Genomic DNA, 19,039 nt, shown 5'->3' on the forward strand with positions numbered 1-19,039 from the left:
GCCAGCTAAGGTCTTAGTTGGCAACATTGGAGTAAGAGCATGACCCCACACATTAATGCCCCAGAGGGCGCCTTCGCTAAAACAGTATTAATGCCTGGCGATCCGTTACGTGCAAAGTACATTGCAGAAAACTTTTTAGATAACCCAAGACTTGTGACAGATGTACGTAATATGCTGGGTTACACTGGCGAATATAATGGTAAAACTATCTCTGTAATGGGTTCAGGTATGGGGATCCCTTCGATTTCTATTTATGCCAAAGAGCTTATTACCGAATACGGCGTAGAAAACATTATCCGTATTGGTTCTTGCGGCGCCGTTAGTGACAAAATCAAACTAATGGATGTGGTAATGGCAATGGGCGCGAGTACCGACTCTACCGTTAACCGCACTCGCTTTGCTAATACTGATTTTGCCATGATTGCTGACTTTGGTTTATTGCGCTTAGCAACTGATGCAGCAGAAAAACAAGGTGCAAGTTATCACGTAGGTAATCTATATTCTTCGGATTTATTCTATTGTGAAGATGAAAGCCGATATGACTTGATGGAAAAATACGGCATTTTAGGTGTTGAAATGGAAGCGGCAGGTCTTTATGGCGTCGCAACAGAATATGGCGCGCGTGCACTTGCTATGATGACGGTGACCGATCATATTAGACAAGGTCTTCACTTAACAGCGGAAGAACGTCAACAAACGTTAAATGAAATGATTAAACTGACTTTAGAGGCAGTTAGTCATATCGAATAACCGAGTTCATTCTGCTTGAACATAAGTATGCCGAACTTACTTCTGTCACGAAATAAGTTCGGCATTGTTGTTTTATCTGTGATTAAGCTGAATATTAAAAGCCGAATTTACCGTTATTGTTTTGCCACTCTGTTTGAGCGGGAATGGTTTCAATGGTGTCCCAATGTTCAACGATTTTACCATTATCTAAGCGAAATAAATCGTAAAAAGCAACGTGTTGATTCATAAAGGTTCCTTCACTAATCGATAATACAAAGTTACCTTCTCCGAGTATTTTATGGTTTTTACTGACCACCATAGGCATATTCGCAGCAGCAAGTTCACCTAACGCTTTACCTAAGCCACTAAGGCCGTCTGCAATTGCTGGGTTGTGTTGAATATAAGCATTGTCATCATTATCAATAAATTGATTAATCTTGCTCATATCACCTTTCATTAATATGGTTGCGACAAAATCAGCAACAATCGCTTTATTCGAATCAGTTTTATCTAAATCGGTTACTTCAGTCGCACCGTCGAGCTGCGTTCTACCACTTGGATTAGCTGGGGCGATTGCTTGCAGGTTGTCCCAGTGCTCAACAATTTTACCTTCTTCAAAGCGAAATACATCAAAACCTACTTTAGGACCAAAAAAGTTATATTCTGTGTGAGTGAAGGTGTAATCACCATCTTGAAATGCACGTTTAACTTTGGCTTTTGCACTTCCTTCAGGGAGTTGCTGCAGTACAGCCCCAAACCCTGCTAATCCGTCGGCAACAGCTAAGTTATGTTGGATATACTTTTCTGGATTGATGTAACCAATTGCTGTTTGCTCGCCCGTTTCGATACTTGATATAACCGCTACAGCTTTTTGCTTATTAGATAATGTTTGTGCGCTTGAGTCTGTCATAGTGATTACTTCCTGATTTGATGTGCATGCGATAAGGCTAAAAAGGCTGGCCGCTAAAAGTGAATGTTTAACAAGATTAGGTGTTGTCATTGTGTTGTCCTCAATTTGCTTGAGAACAATATTAGCGATCGCTGGGGTCACTTGGCAGAGTGTATTTGAGTGTAAAAATGGTGAATATCGAACCTAAAGCAGGATATTTATTATTATCCAACCTGCTTTAAAAACTGACTTGGTGTGATATTAGTTTGATTTTTAAAGTACTTAACAAAATTGCTGGCATCGTCAAAACCAAAATCATAAGCAACTTGCTGAGAAGGCTTTTTACTGATGACTATATGTCGTTTTATCTCTATAACAGTAAAAGCATCAATCATTTGTTTGGCGGTTAATCCTGTTGCCAGCTTACAAATGTGATTTAAGGTTTTATAAGTGGTATTAACTTGGTTGGCATACCAGCTTGCATCTCGAGTTTTCCGGAAGTGTTGCTGCATTAACTCAAAAAAGCGTGCAAGTTTTACATTTTGCTCTAATGACATGTTGTCATGTTTCGCTGCAGGCCTTAATCGATGTAATATCAATGCCAGCGCTGAGAACAGATACATAACGATGAGAGGATCAGTTTGTTGATGATTAAACTCAACAGTGATTTGCTCAATCAATAAACGGGTTCGTTGGTAAGTTTGTTTATCAAGTTTTAATAGTGGTGAGTGCTGTTGATTAAGGTGTGTTGGGGTGTATTTAGGTAAGCGCATATTAGCATGGACTTGATCTAAAAATGCCTGTGTGAAAATAAGCACTTTACCTTGCGGCTTAGTAGAAAAATCAAACGCATGAACCTGTTCTCGCTGGACTAGTAAGACAGAGCCTGCACAAAAAGGGTAATCATTGAAATCAATCATGTGAACGCCTTCGCCTTGCTCAATATAAATGAGCATAAAGAAGTTCACTTTATGAGGAAGCTGTGGGTCGTGGTCGATATTGGCTCTTTGATATAATGATGCAAGATCAATTATCTCAAGTTCTTCCTCATCTGATTGCTGATGGTTAAAGCCAATATCGGGTATATTCAACGTTAAACTCCACTAGTTCAATCATAAAAGTGTAGTGGAATTAGACACTCCCTAGCAAGTCATGGGATGAAAGTTCATCATGATTAGGTTGCGCGATAATATGTGCATACTTAGCTAAATACTTAGCTAAATACTTAGGTGATAAAGTGATTACCTCATTCCTAAACTTGCGACAGTACTGTCTTGCGTGTAATTAATTGCATCCTGACATAATTGTACTTTCTTGGGCTCATCTGATGCTTTAAATTGAGCAATATAAAGATCTAATTCATCGCTGGTCTGTTGCGTCATCATCATGTCTTCTATACCCGTTTTATATTGTTCTGTTACCAATTTTTTGATGATGGCAGCCTGTTGTGCAGACTCTTTAGTATCAATATCACTATAAAATACATCGCATATCATTAAGCCTGCCATACCAATTGCATCTTCTGTTGAAAGTTGTTTGGCTGCAAACACAGGACTAGTAAATAAAGTACTGACAATAGCTGCGGTTATTAGTTTTTTCATAATTTCAAACCTTTATTAATTGGATTGGTTTTTCATAAAAATAGATGTTGATAACGCAAAATGTTAATTAAAGAACGATACGGATTTTGTTAACAAGCTCCTTCTGCAGATATTTTTTAGGCTTTTTTATCTATTAAAATCCGCAAATGCGTATATTTTGAGCTTGTTTTATACGCGATGATTAATTCGCTTTAGCGATTAAAGGGCTGGGATCAGCGTATTTTTCAATAAGCTGTTCAATAAAAGGCTGCACATCTTTATTTCCCCAATCTAAATAACCTCTTAAAAAACCGACTAAATGGCCATTTCCATCAAATATATAGGTCGCTGGTACCACATTGATGGGCAGCATTTTGTTGGCATGTTGCTGGGGATCTATCAGAGTTGGGTAACCTTCAAGTTGATGACGCGTTAAAAAAGCGGCGACTTTTTCATGTTCTTCATCAATTGATAAAGGCAAGACAACTAAGTTTCGATGTTTATTATCGACTCTTATTTTATCCATCATGGGGATTTCTTTGATACAGGGAGCGCACCACGTCGCCCATAAATTCATAATAACGAGATTACCTTGATGAGCTTGAAGTGAAACTTCATTACCTGAAAGATCAGTAAATGGCACATGTTCGACTTTACGTGCATGGGTCATTTCAATAAACCGAGACATTATCATCGGCTTTTCAATATTCTCACCCGTAGAATATATTTTCTCCTCAGGCATTGTCGCTTGAGAATAAGGTAAGTAACAGGCAATAACGACACCGAACGTTGCAAATAACTTATTCATTAGTAGACTCCATATTTTGATAATGCAGGGAATGTCGAGAGGTTTGATTAAGTCGAATAAACCAGGCCATCATGAATAAAACCAATAAAAGTGGAAGTAAAAATAACCCCGCAGTAGCCCATGAAAATATCGGCATGTAATGAATTTTTTCGCCGTATCTGTTGACCATGAAATCGATAATTTGTTGCTTCGTTTTGCCTTGCTGTAATTGCAAAAATATTTCGCCTTTGAGCTCATGAGCTATTTTAGTTTGGGACTCAAACAGACTTTGATTGGCTGAAACTGGGCAGCGCAAAGATTTAGCAATATCAAATGCAGTTGTTTTAATTTCTGCTTGGCTATTTGATTGAAAGTGTTCGGGAGTAATCTGCTCAGCCGCAATACTTGCTGCACTAAATAACATTAGCGTAAACATGAGAAGTTTAATCATGGCTTAACCTTATTAACCAGTAGTGATGGATGGGAGTTTTGCGGGTTATATGTTTTAACGAGTCTTTGTTGCCGATGGTGCACCACGCATGCGATTCCACCAGCTAACATCATCATAAAAGCACTTAACCACAAGCCATTTACGAAAGGTTTATAACTAATACGGATCAGGTATTCATCATCACTGAGTTGGGTTCCCATAGAAATGTACATGTCACTTAAAAAGCTGTGATAAATGCCTGCTGCAGAAAGTTCTACAGCATTGCTTTTAAAGGTTCTACGTTGAGGGGTGATGTAACTGATAAGTTTGCCGTCAAGATCTTCAACTGCAATAACGGCTTCAACAGCAGTAAATGCTCGAGTATCGACATGTCGAGTTTGTTGATAAATAAAATTATACCCAGCAACCTCTTTTCCTTGGCCGGGACCCATTCGTAGCAGTTCATCTTGCTCAAAATAAGAAACAATAGTTCCCGCAGTAATGGCGACTAGAACACTTGTATGCCCTAATAGCATGGCAACAACATTGAGGGTTAGTTTTTGAGTTTGTAAATATCGCTGAAGTAGCAATAAGCCAGTACAGGTGGTCATCCAAATAATACAAAAAACACCACATATAAAATTAAACTCGATTTGCTCTAATAGATGGAGATTAACTGATATTGCTAACAAAAATACGATAGCGCCAAGTACGAGCAGTCCTTTTGAATTGCGTTTGTTTTCCTTTAACCAAGGTTGAAAGGGGGCTGCGCCCATGGCAATACTCATTAATGTTAATAATGGTACGAATACACTATTAAAATAAGGTGCGCCAACAGAAATAACTCGCCCGGTAACGGTCTCAAATAAAAGTGGATAGCAGGTGCCAAGCAACACCGTTAGCGCAGTGATTAATAGTAAGCAATTACCAATGACCATTAATGTACTCTTGGTCATTCCCTGGGTAGGTTTTATGCTGGCAATCACAGGGATTTTGGCAACTAATAACGTAAAACCAAGTGTTGAGTAGATTAACATTAGCGATAATATTGAAGCACCTCGAGTAGGATCTGAGGCAAATGCATGCACTGATTGAACAACACCAGAGCGCACTAAAAATGTGCCAAGTAAGCAGACAAAGAAACCAAAAATACACAGGAACAAGCTGCTCAAATACGCTTGATTCGTTTTTTGATTTAACCTTAATGAGTGGATTAATGCGGTGCAAACTATCCAAGGAATAAATGAAGCATTTTCCACAGGATCCCAGAACCACCAGCCACCCCATCCTAATTCGTTATATGCCCACCAAGAACCAAATGCATTACCGCCAGTTAAAGCTATCCAAGTGATTATTGCCCATGGTTGTATTCGTTTACAGTGCTCTTGAATATTCGATTTATGGCAAAGTAATGTGGCTATAGCCCCTGAAAAGCAAATTGATAAACCAACATAACCAATGAAAAGAAGGGGTGGATGAAAAACCAGTCCAATGTCTTGCAAAATAGGGTTTAAATCTCTTCCTTCTATCGGTATTTCCGGCAATAACCGTTCAAATGGATTTGAAGTAAAGAGTAAAAATAATAAGAAACCAAATAAGATGCTGGCTATGACAGCGTTAAAGTAATAAGCAAAGTGGTTCATTTTTGGGGTGTTGAAACAAGTAAAACTTCCCCAAAGTGCAGTTACGACAATCCAAAATAGCATTGAGCCTTCATGTCCTCCCCATACTGCAGCAATTTTGAATATGTTGGCTAATTGCGTATTTGAATGGTTCGCCACATAAGTAAGAGAAAAGTCATTGACCCAAAAAGCATGACCCAGAATCAATATCGACATGGTTAGAGCAAACGCATTGAGATGCACTAACGATGGGATGAGCTGGTTAGCTGATGCACATAAATGATGGCTTTTTTCAAATTGAGGGGCGATAAATCCTAGTGTGGCCACTAAGAATGATATTACTAAACTGATGATGAGTAATAGTAAGCCTATCTCTGCAGCCATAAAGTCACCTAATAGATTAATTATTAAAAAACAGTGTCATAAGCACTGCTTCATACTCTTCTGCTTTACGCTACCTGACGATAATTCAATTTCCTTAATCATTTTGTGAGCGGCCACAAGTTAACTTTATGGTGTTTTGTAGGTGGCAACTTTTTATTTCTTAAGTGGCTAATTGTTAAGTTTTGATAGTTTAAAGTCATGCTTAAATGTTTCAAAAATCCACTGCTTGGTTATTTATCTGTCTGTTTTATATTGATTATTTGTTTTTGGTAACTTTTGATATTGGATCAATTTTTTGTTGTGCTCTAGGTCAAATTTTTAGCGGTTTTTTTATGAAGAATAAGCCTTGCTCAGTTGTAAAGAATCGTTTGATGGACGGTTAGGTTTAGTTAATCCAAGTGACTAATAGCGAAATGGATGAACTGTTAGTGATAGGTATTACAAATAAAAAAACCAAAAGAAATTTAGGAGTGAATGATGAAACAATGGAAATTCAAGGTGGCGTTAAGTGCGCTATGTTGTTTTGGTGCCATTGCCAATGTAAATGCTGCAGGTAAATACAATAGCATTCCAGAAATGGGAAAAACTGCAAAAAAATCATTAGCAAAGTATGAAGGTACAGAACAAATTAATGGTGTAAAAACACTTCAAGACTATATTGTTCAAGAAGCTGAGTTGTTTGATTTTCTTTTTGAAAATCATCCTATGTTTAAATATCAGCAAGCTGGGAATTTAGTTGGCGATTACCATATTAGTGACCGCGGTGAAGAGTATCTAGATACCGGTTACAGTCAAGACTACAGTAAGTTAGATGGTAAGCCTCGCGCTATTCAATACCGTTTAGGGGCCAAATCAATTCTTGATTACCCAAATAACTTTGTTGGCCCAGAAAAATGTGCTGAATGTCATGCGCTGCAATATGAGAAATGGTCGCGTTCACGTCATGCGAAAACCATCCGTTTTCCAGGTGAACACCCTGAAGTGGATAATGACCTAAACAAAACCATGTATGACACCAAAGATACCTCAATATTGCCTGATGGTATTACCCCTGATGCAATCTATGCCACGGTGGGAACACCGCGAACAAAATATGGCTTTATTGATAGCTGGTTAGTGCGTGGTACTTATCATATTGAAGGTGGGTTACTTCGAGATGGCACTGGTAAAATGGTGGCAGGTGCAAACCAATTCTCACGTGGGTGGGCTGAGTGGCTTACACCAGAAATGTCTAAAAAAATTAATGATGTTATTCCTGAGTTTCCGCTCACAGTGGCGGACTTCGGTGCTTCAGGATCTCACCAACAAGGCATGAGTTCTTATGGTGCAAAATACCGTACAGAAATGCTGTTCCAGCCGGCAAGTTCTTATTGTGAAGTCTGCCATACCTTTAAGTTTGACTTTAAATCTAAAGATGAGTTCTTTGATGCATTAGGTGATCCTAAAAAATTACAAGAACATACGATTTCACGAGGTATTGCTTGTGAAGAGTGTCATGGCGCTGGTGGTCACTTAGATGGTGGTACTGGTGGAATGCAGTCTAACTGTGAACGTTGTCATCAACGTTTTGAGTATGACCCAACCATGACAGAGTATGCGGCAGAGCAAGGCAAACCAGAGCTTGCTTTTGGGGTGAAAATGAAATCCCTTTGTCCATCTTGTGGTACCGAAGGCTCACAAATGTTTGGTTCTAAGCATTATGAACAAGGTATGCGTTGTACAACATGTCATGACCCACATGAGGTGACTGATGGCAGTTGGATGTCAGGTGTAACCAAACCTAAGCTCAAAAAAGACTGTACAGACTGTCATGCTGCGCAAACATTAATTGCTAGCAATACCGACACTCACTCGCAGCAGACCTGTCAAAGTTGTCACATGCCTAACATGGGTAGTTGTGAAAACTTTAAAGCGATGCAATTCCCTGATCAAGCAGGCTTTGACGCCGTGCGTAAATCCCACATGTGGAAAATTGATGTTGACCCAGAACGTAAAACATTAAATCCACCAGAAGGTGAACCACGCATTCAAGGCCCTGAAGGTGGGAAAGGCTGGACAGTGGCTAAGAATGAAGAAGGACGCACTTATTTAGACTTAATGTGGTCTTGTGCGCGTACCGCAATCTCTGATCACGACGTGGTCGAAAATAAAGGTTGTCACAGTCAATTCCAGTCTGAACTCGATACGGGTCTTCATTACAAGGACCAAGTTCAAATCTACGGCGAAGTTCAAAAATGGCAGAAGCCAATTAAAGAAACGTTTGCTGAAGTTGAACAAGCACTGGTTCGCATCGATAAGCTACTAGAAGTCACTAAGTTATCAATCGAAGACAAAACTCAGGTCTTGTTATTGACTGAAAAAGCACAAGAAACGGTTGATCTAATTAAAGCCGATGGTTCTTGGGGTGTTCATGGTTTCCGTTATAGCCAAAAACGCCTTGATGCAGCACTGACTTACGTAACACAGGCACAGAAAATTATTGATAAAAACAGTATTTAAAACCCGTTTAATCAATATGGCTTAGCCAGTAGCTTCGGTGTTGCAGCGCACCGCAACACCGAGGCTCTTTAAGTCGCTTAGAAGGAGAGTGAGATGGTCAAATATATTGGCGTTGCTATCGCAGTCATGCTGGGAGTAACAGGCTTTAATGCGAATGCTGGCAGTGGTGGCGATTTTGGGCCTGCGCACCAATATGAACATACATTGCAAACCATTAGCTTAGCGCAAGGCGAAGCTTTGCTAGAGCAACCTGAAGTACTGTTTTTTGATGTGAATACCTTAGAGCTTTGGGCTGAGGGTTATATCCCTGGGGCAACCTATTTCAATGTGAGTAATTGGAAAGAACTTTTACCTGAAAACAAACAAACCTACATGGTTTTTTATTGTGCTAATCGCTTATGTAATGCCAGTGAAATCGCAGCACATGAAGTCATGAAGTTGGGCTATAGCAATGTCATGCAAATGCATGATGGTATTTATGGTTGGCGACTATCAGGTAGAGCCGTAGAGATGCCGTAAGCCATAAATAGTGCGTTGGTTAAAAAATTGAAATCAATTAAGTGTAACTCAGAGAGAAATATGATGAAAACAATGATGAAGAAAACATGTAAAACCACCAGCGTTGCTTTGTTATGTAGCGTGGCTTTTATGACTACAGCTGCTAGTAGTCAACAAGAAACTGAAAACGTCTCTTATGCCTTGGGAGCGTCAGTGGGTAAATATATTTCGAGTCGAATTTACGATCAAACGGAGTTAGGTGGAGATATTACCGTTGATACCGTCATTAAAGGTGTGGTGGATGCACTAAAAGATGAAACCTCAATGTCAGATGAAGATATTTTGACTCATTTAAATTCCCGCGCTGAAATGCTTAATAAAGAAAAAGAAGCGCGTTTAGCTGCCCTTTCAAGTAAAAATTTAGCAGAAGGGCGTGCATTTTTAGCGAGCAATAAAACCAATGACAACATAAAGGTCACAGAATCAGGTTTGCAGTATGAAGTCATTACGCAAGGTGAGGGAAAAGTCCCACTTGAATCAGATGTGGTCACTGTGCATTACAAAGGCCAGCTCATTGATGGCACTCAATTTGATAACTCATATGAACGTAATGAAACTAATCGTTTCCCATTACTTACCGTTATTGACGGTTGGAAAGAAGGCATTGGGTTGATGCCGGAAGGCTCAACATATCGACTGACTATTCCCACAGAACTTGCTTACGGCAATGATACTGTCGGCATTATCCCGCCAAATTCAGTTCTAATTTTCGATGTTGAATTATTAAAAGTTGAGTCACCTAGCGAGTCTTCTCATGGTATGGGACTTAGCGGTATGGGCATGGGTGGAATGATGGGCTCTTCAAGCAATTAATTTCAATGAGTTTACCTATCTGTTTGTGGTATCAGCAGTCGAGATAAATATGAATAGTTTATTGATAGCCATCATTGGAACCTTGTGCTTTTTCATCACTATCGTATGGCGTTCTGTCCAATACGTTACTCCAAAAATGCAAGGTTCATCCGAGTCATCTGTTCCCCTTGCCAAGCAAGATGACAAGGTGCTGTTTGTTGTTTGTCTCATAATTCTGCTGGTACCCATCGCCATTTATAGCCAATTGGGGCGTTTTAATGATTGGAATACAGGATACGTAGCAGAGCACATTGATTACCTTATTGCTGCGGATATTAATAAAAATGCCCGAGCAGTTAATACCGACCCCAATAATCGCCTGGCATTAATTAACTTGGCTAATGCATATGCAGAAGGCGGTATGTATGACAAGTCGGTACAAACATTAAATGAATTACTGGAAATAAAGACAGATGCTGAAGTGTTAGGCATGAAAGCAAATGCGCTTTATTACCGTGATGGTCGAGACATGAGCTTGGAGGTCACTATCGTGTTATCTCAAGCGCTTGCAATTGACCCAAATGAAGTTCAATCGCTGTTACTCATTGCGACAGATGCATTTTTGAATAAGGACTTTCAAAAGGCAATTGAGCATTGGCATCAGTTATTGGATAGCAACAACCTAAGCGTTAACCGAACATCTATAAAAAATGCGATTTCTAGAGCTGAGCAAGAAATAGCTAACCAAGCCGTGACTGCATCTGAGTAGAGTCACCCAATAAAGGTTGCAATAAGTCAGCAATATGGCTGACAGATGGAGGATGTTGTGAGTGAAAATATAGAAAGAAGAAGGTTCCTAAAATGCTTAGGAGTGGGTTCATTGATACTTGCCCCCATGGGGTGTAGTTCAACCAAAGACAGTGATGCCGAGAATAAACCTCACTATGTCATGGTTTTTGACCAAAACAAGTGTGTCGGCTGTGGTGACTGTAAGTTAGCTTGTAATAAAGCTAACCATTTACCCGAAGGTGAAGCAAAGCTGAAAACGGAGCAGCAAAACGGCGGAATCGATGGGCAAAAATGTGCTCAGTGTGGTCAAGATAACTGTGAGTGTCAGCGTAAATATGTGCGGGTATCTTGCCAGCAATGTAAAAATGCCCCGTGTGTAGCAGTATGTCCGACAGGGGCTGCTCATCGCGATCCTGACACTGACATTGTCACCATGGATGATAGTAAGTGTGCGGGTTGTAAATACTGCATTGCTGCCTGTCCATATAATGCTCGCTTTATTAATAAAGATACTGATGTTGCCGACAATTGTGATTTTTGCTTGAACAGCCAATTAAGCAAAGGTGAACAACCAGCGTGTGTGCAGCAGTGTCGATATGATGCATTAATCTTTGGTGATGCCAATGATCCCACTTCATATGTGAGCCGGTTATTGAAGGTTAAGGACTCTGTGCGAATAAAGTCGCACTTAGGAACTGAACCCAGCTTACGTTATATCCCAATTGTTAAATTAGGAGTGTAGTCATGGATGGAACAATTGAGTTCTCAATGGGGTTATCTGAAGGGGTTGCATGGCCTTGGCCAATTGCTGTTTATTTGTTTTTTGCAGGGATTTCAGGTGGCGCATTAGCTGTTGCACTGTTTATTCGCTTTTATAAAAAACAAACTATCAATACGCCATTTTTAAAAGCTGCTTCTTTGGTGTCATTTGTAACCATTGCGTTAGGCATGTTGTGTTTAGTCTTGGACTTAACCAATCCATTGTTTTTCTGGCGAATTTTGGTTTATTACAACTTGAACTCAGTGATGTCGGTCGGGGTGATTGCGTTGATGGCGTATATTCCACTGGTGGCATTAAATCTGTTGTTTGCCTTAGAAGAAGAAATTGCTGAATCATCAATGTTAGCGTCATTGATGCCATTAATTGAAAAACTACGTGGTATTCGTCGTCCTTGTGAAATGGCGATTTTGGCATTGGCGTTAGCCGTTTGTGCATACACAGGTTTTTTAATTTCGGCTTTAGTGCGATTCCCTATGATTAACACGTCAGTCTTACCGGCACTGTTTGTTGCTTCTGGCTTATCCGCTGGTGCTGCAGCTGCAAAAATGGTGGCTGTGAGTGTTTTTAAAGAAGACTTACATAGCCAAGATATGAAAGTGCTTCACGGTGCTGAATGGCCAATTATGTTTGCTGAAGCCTTGTTTCTATTCATGATTATTATGTCATTAGCGACAGGGAATGCAGGCGCTCAATATGCCTTTGATGCTTTTATAACAGGATCATGGGCTGCTGTTTTTTGGTTTGGTGTTGTAGGAATAGGTTTTGGTGGTCCACTTTTACTTAATTTTGCAACAGGCACAAAGTTTAGTCATTCGGCTAAAGCCTTCTACCTATCTGGCATCTGTGTTGTCAGCGGTATGATGTGCTTACGAATGTTCATCCTTTACGCTGGCCAAAACTTCGCTATTTAACGCAAAGCAAGTCCTCAACCAAATACTTTATCCTTTCTATGTTAAGCGGATAAGTTATCGGGTTGGGGGGTTGCTCTCATTTTCGGTGATTCTATGTATAACGTGTTTTCTCCAATGTTAGTTTCTGTTGTCATGTTGAGCATATTTCTAATGGGTTGTTTAAGTCCTAATGATGACAATTCTCATGCTTACCACCCTCATATTGGCGAACATGATCGCTGTCATATGTGTGGCATGATGATCACCAAGTACCCTGGCCCTAAAGGCGTGCTTGAGTTAGCCAATAGTTCTGTTAATCCGAAATTTTGTTCTACCAGAGATATGTTTAATTATGCTTTGCAGCCAGAAAATACTCGGCGAATAGTACAGATGTCTGTACATGATATTGAGCAAACAGATTGGGCAAAGCCAAGTAATCATCATTTCATATCTGCTAACTCTGCTTGGTATGTGTATGGGTCTAGCAAAGAAGCAGTTATGGGGACTGCTGTGGCAAGTTTTGCTTCTGAACAAGGGGCGAATCAGTTTGCTGCTAATTATGGTGGTAAGGTCATTCGTTTTGAGCAGATTGATTTAGCATTACTGGCTGAGGATTAATGGAATGTGCTCTGGTAATGCTGCGGTAATAAGTAAAGTATTCGTCTTTATTTGTTTGTTAGGAATGATGCAAACAAGCATGGCGGCACAAAAGGGCCAGTCTACAGTATATAAAGTGACGACTGCGACAGAATTAACCGATACATTGAAGCGGGTGGAGCACGGTGACACCATTAATCTGGCTTCTGGTATTTATCGCGGCAACTTCTTGATTAACCATAGCATTTATTTAACTGGTGAAGGGGCAATTATAGAGGCCAATAGTCAAGGAAATGCGATTAGCATTTATGCTCCTAATGTTCATTTGAGCCATTTGCATTTGCAGAATTGGGGGGAGGATTTATATCAACACAATGCAGGGATTTTTATCGATAAAGGCCAAGAAAATATTGTTATCGAACACATTGTTCTATCAGGAGATGGATTTGGCATTTATGCCGAAGAAATAGAACATATTTTAATTCAACACAACCAGTTTATTGGTAATCATCAGTTAGCAATACTTGATCGCGGTGATGGTATTCACCTGAAAAAGAGCGAAAATGCCCAAATTCTCAATAACCAAATCATTAATGTCAGAGACGGTGTTTATCTCGAGTCGGGTGGCCATAGTGTAGTGAATTATAACCACTTCAAAGGGTTACAGTACGCTATTCATTATATGTATACCCAAGGAGATATGGCTAGCCAGAATATCGCCACCCAAGTTTTAGGTGGGTACGCATTAATGAGTGCTAATAATATTCAGCTAATTGACAATCAAGCCAGTCATGCAAGCGAATTTGGTGTGTTACTTAATCTGACCCAAGACTCCTTGGTAAAAAATAATGATGTACGCCATATACATTGGAAAGGTGGGGATCCGACAGATTTATTTGAGTCAGGTAAAGGGATATTTATTTATGGCTCTCAAGGAAATATTTTGCAGTCTAATCTGATAAGTGCTTGCGATATCGGTGTCGCTATGGCGTTAGGCGGAGAGTTAAATCGAGTTTTTTTAAATCACTTTATCAATAATCAAACTCAAGTGAGATATGTTGGCGACATACGCGTTGAGTGGAGCGAAAATCAACAAGGGAACTATTGGAGTGATTATCAAGGATGGGATATAACGGGTAATGGAATAGGCGAGCAGTTTCATTTACCTAATGATCGACTCGATAAGCTTTTTTGGCTTTATCCTGAGGCCCACTTTTTGATGGAAAGTCCTGTAGTTATATTGCTCAAGTGGTTAGATAAGTTATTGATAAAAATTGATTATAACGGGGTGATAGATAGTTACCCTTTAGTCTCTTCATTAGATTTATCAATTAAGGATTAATCATGACCTATGCAATTGAACTAGATAAGGTAGGACATTCATTTTCTGGTAAACCTGTTTTGAAAAACATTCAGTGTTCGCTCGCTAGAGGTCAGTTGATGGCATTGCTTGGTCATAATGGGGCAGGCAAATCGACACTCATTAAAATTCTATTAGGCTTGATCGAACCACAGCAAGGAACGGTTAATATTCTAGGCTTGCCAATAAAACAATTATGTGGCGGAGTGGAAATTGGTTATTTGCCTGAAAATATTCAGTTTTATGACAATATGACAGGTAAACAAGTGTTGCAGTTTTTTGCTGACTTAAAAGGCGTGAATACTCAACTTGTTACTCGTACACTTGAAGAGTTTGGTCTTTTGGAAAGTCAGCATAAACAAGTCAAATATTACTCTAAAGGTATGAAGCAAAGACTGGGCTTTGCTCAAGCAATTATTGCCTCTCCTCAATTGCTCCTATTGGATGAACCTACTGTAGGTTTAGATCCACAAGCATCTCAATTTTTATATCAAAAAATAAATCAGTTAAGAGAGCAAGGTTGCTCAGTGGTTATTTGTACTCATGAGTTAGCCTTGATTGAAGAACACATAGATGTCGCATTGATGTTAGGGCGTGGTGAGCAATTAGCTTATGGATCTATTAACGCCTTGGCGGCTCAAAGTGGCTGCATGGTGACGTTTATAGTGCCAAATATAGAGACTCTTGTGTTAAAAAAACCGGTATTGTCCCCATATTATTTTCAAGGAACTTTGCGTTGTTTTCCTGAAGATAAATCGATAGTTATTCAATTGCTTACTGAAATATGTTCCACATATGAATTTGATATTCAGTTACCTAGTTTGACTGATATTTATCATCACAAAATGAAGGTGCAGCGACTTACAACAGGCGGGTTGAGTTTTGCCAATCAGCCTTTTCAGCAGCAGGAGGTAAAAGATGTCATTGCATGTTGAAATGGTCAACATTCTTGCCAGAAAAGAACGTCAAGAATGCATACGTAACCATTGGAGCGTTGTACTATTTGTGTTGTTTGGCGGCTTATCATTTACGGTAACTTTAGCTGGGAGCGCTGTGAGTGGTGAACTGGCTGGTGGGACCCTTATTTCCACAATTAGTAGTTTAACCAGTTTATCGGTATTTATTATTCCGCTCGTAGCAATACTAATTAGTTATGATGCTTTTGTCGGTGAAAGGGAGGCGGGTACCTTGTCCCTTTTACTCACCTATCCGATAAGCCAGATTGATATTTTATTGGGGAAATTTGTTGCTCACGGAGGTTTACTGATAATCGCGATTACACTGACCTATGGTGGTAGTGGACTATTATTTTGGTTGTTAAGTGAACAAGCGGATACTGCACTAGTTATTCGCTTTTACGGCCAGTTGATTATTAGTAGCTGTTTACTCGCTTTAGTATTTATTTTACTGAGCTATCTCGTGAGTGTTCATGCTCAGCAAAAGGGGAAAGTGTTAGGTTTTTTATTTATGGTGTGGTTTGCTTTTGTTTTGGTATTTGATCTGTTGTTGCTTGCATTACTTGTTGCTGATTTTGGCCTGCAGGCACAGCGCTTCGTTAGTTTTATGATGCTTCTTAACCCTGCTGACATATATCGAGCGATTAATATGTTAGGAATAGATGCCAGTTTTGCTGATAAAGGAGCCTTAAGCCAAATACAGTTAACGGTTCCATTCTTGTTCGGCTTACTTTGTTTGTGGCTTGTTTTACTGTTATTTGCGTTGAAGCATTGTGTTACAAGTGTTGCATTTAAATCTAGTTAGTTAATTGATTTTGCAGTGTTTATTCTGCTTTTACTTAGTTATTTGAGTAAGTTGTCACAGTAATCGTATACCGTCTGAATTATGCTGATCCTATGTCATATTAACCATAAGACTATAGGCGAACAGTGATAAACATAACCTCTTATCTAAAGCTCGCGCCAGATGCGAAGCAACTCATTGATCGTACTAATAATCAGGTTATTGATTTAACATTTTCTGAATCTGCGGTATTAGCGCATTTATTTATTGAACCAGGTGCTATTTCTACTAAAGACTCACTTGTAAAACAGGGATGGCCTGGTCGCGTTGTATCCGATTCTTCATTAACTCAATGTATTAGTACGTTACGTAAAAAGCTTGAACCCTATTCTGAAGTTCAACTAAAGACCATTGCTCGACGTGGTTATCAAATACGTATTGTTGCTAAGTCTCATGTAACGATGTTGGCCGTTAACGATCCGCAATCCATTAAAGCTGCTTTATTTGATGTGTCATTGCTAATTAAGGTTGCGGGCGTAGTCTTCGCGATTATTATCATCGCCTATCAATGGTATTACAGTGACTACCATCAGGTTTTAAAAAGAGCCTCTAGCTGGAATGCTCACTCGAGTATTTCATTAAATATTGGTGGGGTAAAAGAATCTGTTCCCGTTTTATACCCTAAGAATAAACCCCAGCCCCATGCGTCATTGTGGCAAAAACATTTAGCTCCAGAGAGCAATGAATCTGCTCATTTTGAGCAGTTTAAAGGCTTTGCTCTTGCTGATGATAATATTCATTCATTTGCCGTGTGTTTAGATTTTGAAGAGAGTTGCATAAAAACCAATACGATGAATATTGCTGCTACAGATGAGACTCCAGCAGGGTTGAATATGGAGCATTTTTATCAACTGCGTGACAGTATGGAAAATCGTATCCGTGTGAATAGAGAAATACTGCCTGTCGATTATAGTGATGGTGAAATAGATAAACATCACTACTTTTCAGATGTTTATTTTCCCGTTGCCGATAAGTTATTGATTAGAGTCGATATGGGGCTTTCGATGATCTACGAAGCACCACTAAGTGGACAATTTTATTATTCGATTTGTTTAACAGATGAAGATTGTCGAACGACGCCGATAAAGTATAAATTGCGTGGCGACTTTGAGCAGTATCGGCAATCTATTGGTGATATTGAAGTTGATGTCTTTCAGGTGAAGGTAAAGCAAAAAAATATTATTTTACCTGAACAAGTGAGTGAGTCTGCAATGAGCTTTTATCGTGGTATTCGCAAACATCATGTGAAAGATAAAGAGCTCTATTTTTATCGGCTTTATCATGACAATGGCACTGCGGTTTGGATAATCCCGCTATTTAAGAACATTATTACTTGGACTCGTTATGAAAAAGTCTCCTTATAATAAGACTTTTCCCTTTAACCAAAGATGAACGATTATTTCATCGTCACTTTGCCACCAATTATTTTAAAAGCAGGCGTGCCTCGAACCAAGGTATCTCGAGCAAAAGGTGTTTCACACTGTGGACACACACAAGGGGTTTTAGTGTAGTCATCTACAATACGTTCTTTGAAGCATTTAACTAATGCACCTTTTCCGCCCTTGCGGTATTTAAATAGCTGGGTTTTACATTTAGCACAAAAAATATCGACGGTGCGGGTTGGTCCTTTAGCGTTTGGTTTAGCCAAAATAGCTCCTGATATCAATGAAGAGTAAATGGTAAATCAAACGCAGTAGAGTTGATAGTGATTAAAAGCGAATAAAAAAGCCTTCAATATGTTATTGAAGGCTTAGTCATTAGCAAGTAAATAGAAAATTGTTTAACCAAACTCACCACTAACATAACCCTGAGTGCGTGAGTCTTGTGGGTTATTAAATACTTGGTGCGTTTCACCTTGCTCTACTAATTCACCCATCCAGAAGAAAGCTGTTCTATCCGAGATGCGCTTTGCTTGGTTCATTGAGTGAGTCACGATAACAATGGTGAACTTTTTACGTAATTCATCCATTAGCTCTTCAATCTTATGGGTTGCGATTGGATCAAGTGCACTGGTTGGCTCATCCATTAAGATAACTTCAGGCTCCATCGCAATCGCGCGGGCAATACACAAACGTTGCTGTTGACCACCTGATAAACCAAAAGCAGGTGTATTTAGTCTGTCTTTAACTTCTTCCCATAAAGCTGCGCCACGTAATGAGTCTTCAACAACTTTATCTAATACAGCTTTATCTTTAACGCCTTGGGCTTTAAGGCCAAAAGCGATGTTTTCATAAATACTCATCGGGAAAGGGTTTGGCTTTTGAAACACCATACCTACTCGCATTCTTAGGTTTTTTACATCAACGTCGGCATAAATATCTTCACCTTCGAATGCCACAGTGCCTGTAATTTTGACTCCTGCAACCAAGTCATTCATTCGGTTTAGCGTGCGTAGCAGTGTTGACTTTCCGCAACCTGATGGCCCAATTAAAGCCGTCACTTGGCGTGATGGGATGTTAATTGAGATATCTTTTAACGCATGGTTTTCGCCGTAAAATAGGTCTAAGTTGCTTACTTCAAGTTTGTTCATGATCTGGCCTTTAATTAACACG

The 19,039-nt window shown here is 39.5% G+C and carries 20 protein-coding genes; 12 read left to right on the forward strand and 8 right to left on the reverse strand.

Annotation, left to right across the window (positions count from 1 at the left end):
* Window positions 1-39 precede the first annotated feature (39 nt).
* Complete coding sequence (gene deoD, locus A9267_RS07810; RefSeq protein WP_065108820.1) at window positions 40-750, forward strand: purine-nucleoside phosphorylase; 711 nt, start codon at window positions 40-42, stop codon at window positions 748-750.
* Window positions 751-844: 94 nt separating this feature from the next.
* Here deoD and A9267_RS07815 read toward each other — a convergent pair whose 3' ends face one another.
* The 6 genes from A9267_RS07815 to A9267_RS07840 all read right to left on the reverse strand — a co-directional run bounded on the left by A9267_RS07815 (window position 845) and on the right by A9267_RS07840 (window position 6,421).
* The gene (locus tag A9267_RS07815) at window positions 845-1,639 is read right to left on the reverse strand and encodes a nuclear transport factor 2 family protein (RefSeq protein WP_443018788.1); all 795 of its coding nucleotides are present in this window, start codon (window positions 1,637-1,639) and stop codon (window positions 845-847) included.
* Between the two features lie 203 nt (window positions 1,640-1,842).
* Window positions 1,843-2,709 (reverse strand): AraC family transcriptional regulator, encoded by an 867-nt coding sequence (locus A9267_RS07820; RefSeq protein WP_065108822.1) that lies wholly within the window; start codon window positions 2,707-2,709, stop codon window positions 1,843-1,845.
* A 150-nt stretch (window positions 2,710-2,859) separates the two neighbouring features.
* The gene (locus tag A9267_RS07825) at window positions 2,860-3,219 is read right to left on the reverse strand and encodes a hypothetical protein (RefSeq protein ID WP_065108823.1); all 360 of its coding nucleotides are present in this window, start codon (window positions 3,217-3,219) and stop codon (window positions 2,860-2,862) included.
* A 181-nt stretch (window positions 3,220-3,400) separates the two neighbouring features.
* Window positions 3,401-4,006: a TlpA family protein disulfide reductase gene (locus A9267_RS07830; RefSeq protein ID WP_065108824.1), complete on the reverse strand. Its 606-nt coding sequence runs from the start codon at window positions 4,004-4,006 to the stop codon at window positions 3,401-3,403.
* Window positions 3,999-4,436, reverse strand: coding sequence for a cytochrome c-type biogenesis protein (locus tag A9267_RS07835; RefSeq protein WP_055025440.1), 438 nt, complete (start codon window positions 4,434-4,436; stop codon window positions 3,999-4,001). The genes A9267_RS07830 and A9267_RS07835 overlap by 8 nt, the downstream gene beginning before the upstream one ends.
* The gene (locus A9267_RS07840) at window positions 4,433-6,421 is read right to left on the reverse strand and encodes a heme lyase CcmF/NrfE family subunit (RefSeq protein WP_065108825.1); all 1,989 of its coding nucleotides are present in this window, start codon (window positions 6,419-6,421) and stop codon (window positions 4,433-4,435) included. The genes A9267_RS07835 and A9267_RS07840 overlap by 4 nt, the downstream gene beginning before the upstream one ends.
* Window positions 6,422-6,898: 477 nt before the next feature.
* On the opposite strand from A9267_RS07840, the gene A9267_RS07845 reads away from it, so the two are divergent.
* From A9267_RS07845 to A9267_RS07895, 11 genes are all read left to right on the forward strand, one after another.
* Window positions 6,899-8,920: a cytochrome c3 family protein gene (locus A9267_RS07845; protein ID WP_055025438.1), complete on the forward strand. Its 2,022-nt coding sequence runs from the start codon at window positions 6,899-6,901 to the stop codon at window positions 8,918-8,920.
* Window positions 8,921-9,013: 93 nt separating this feature from the next.
* Complete coding sequence (locus tag A9267_RS07850; RefSeq protein WP_065108826.1) at window positions 9,014-9,439, forward strand: rhodanese-like domain-containing protein; 426 nt, start codon at window positions 9,014-9,016, stop codon at window positions 9,437-9,439.
* 60 nt (window positions 9,440-9,499) lie between these two features.
* Entirely contained in the window at window positions 9,500-10,291 is a 792-nt protein-coding gene (locus A9267_RS07855; RefSeq protein WP_443018789.1) for an FKBP-type peptidyl-prolyl cis-trans isomerase, read from the forward strand.
* A 49-nt stretch (window positions 10,292-10,340) separates the two neighbouring features.
* Window positions 10,341-11,039 carry a tetratricopeptide repeat protein gene (locus tag A9267_RS07860; protein WP_065108828.1) on the forward strand — a complete coding sequence of 233 codons (699 nt, stop codon included), beginning with the start codon at window positions 10,341-10,343 and terminating at the stop codon, window positions 11,037-11,039.
* Window positions 11,040-11,096: 57 nt separating this feature from the next.
* Complete coding sequence (locus A9267_RS07865) at window positions 11,097-11,801, forward strand: 4Fe-4S dicluster domain-containing protein (protein WP_055025512.1); 705 nt, start codon at window positions 11,097-11,099, stop codon at window positions 11,799-11,801.
* A gap of 2 nt (window positions 11,802-11,803) precedes the next feature.
* Entirely contained in the window at window positions 11,804-12,751 is a 948-nt protein-coding gene (gene nrfD / locus A9267_RS07870) for an NrfD/PsrC family molybdoenzyme membrane anchor subunit (RefSeq protein ID WP_065108829.1), read from the forward strand.
* Between the two features lie 93 nt (window positions 12,752-12,844).
* Entirely contained in the window at window positions 12,845-13,348 is a 504-nt protein-coding gene (locus A9267_RS07875) for a nitrous oxide reductase accessory protein NosL (protein ID WP_225442133.1), read from the forward strand.
* Between the two features lie 4 nt (window positions 13,349-13,352).
* Window positions 13,353-14,669: a nitrous oxide reductase family maturation protein NosD gene (gene nosD / locus A9267_RS07880; protein ID WP_082972279.1), complete on the forward strand. Its 1,317-nt coding sequence runs from the start codon at window positions 13,353-13,355 to the stop codon at window positions 14,667-14,669.
* Window positions 14,670-14,671: 2 nt separating this feature from the next.
* On the forward strand, window positions 14,672-15,622 hold the full coding sequence (locus A9267_RS07885) for an ABC transporter ATP-binding protein (RefSeq protein ID WP_065108830.1): 951 nt from the start codon (window positions 14,672-14,674) through the stop codon (window positions 15,620-15,622).
* Window positions 15,606-16,448, forward strand: a complete 843-nt coding sequence (locus A9267_RS07890; RefSeq protein WP_065108831.1) for an ABC transporter permease — start codon at window positions 15,606-15,608, stop codon at window positions 16,446-16,448. The genes A9267_RS07885 and A9267_RS07890 overlap by 17 nt, the downstream gene beginning before the upstream one ends.
* 125 nt (window positions 16,449-16,573) lie before the next feature.
* Entirely contained in the window at window positions 16,574-17,851 is a 1,278-nt protein-coding gene (locus A9267_RS07895) for a winged helix-turn-helix domain-containing protein (protein ID WP_065108832.1), read from the forward strand.
* A gap of 32 nt (window positions 17,852-17,883) precedes the next feature.
* Here A9267_RS07895 and A9267_RS07900 read toward each other — a convergent pair whose 3' ends face one another.
* Window positions 17,884-18,135 (reverse strand): hypothetical protein, encoded by a 252-nt coding sequence (locus tag A9267_RS07900; RefSeq protein ID WP_055025429.1) that lies wholly within the window; start codon window positions 18,133-18,135, stop codon window positions 17,884-17,886.
* 132 nt (window positions 18,136-18,267) lie between these two features.
* Window positions 18,268-19,017: a phosphate ABC transporter ATP-binding protein PstB gene (gene pstB, locus A9267_RS07905; RefSeq protein ID WP_055025427.1), complete on the reverse strand. Its 750-nt coding sequence runs from the start codon at window positions 19,015-19,017 to the stop codon at window positions 18,268-18,270.
* Window positions 19,018-19,039: the final 22 nt, after the last annotated feature.

The organism is Shewanella sp. UCD-FRSSP16_17, from assembly GCF_001675935.1.
GTDB lineage: Bacteria > Pseudomonadota > Gammaproteobacteria > Enterobacterales > Shewanellaceae > Shewanella > Shewanella japonica.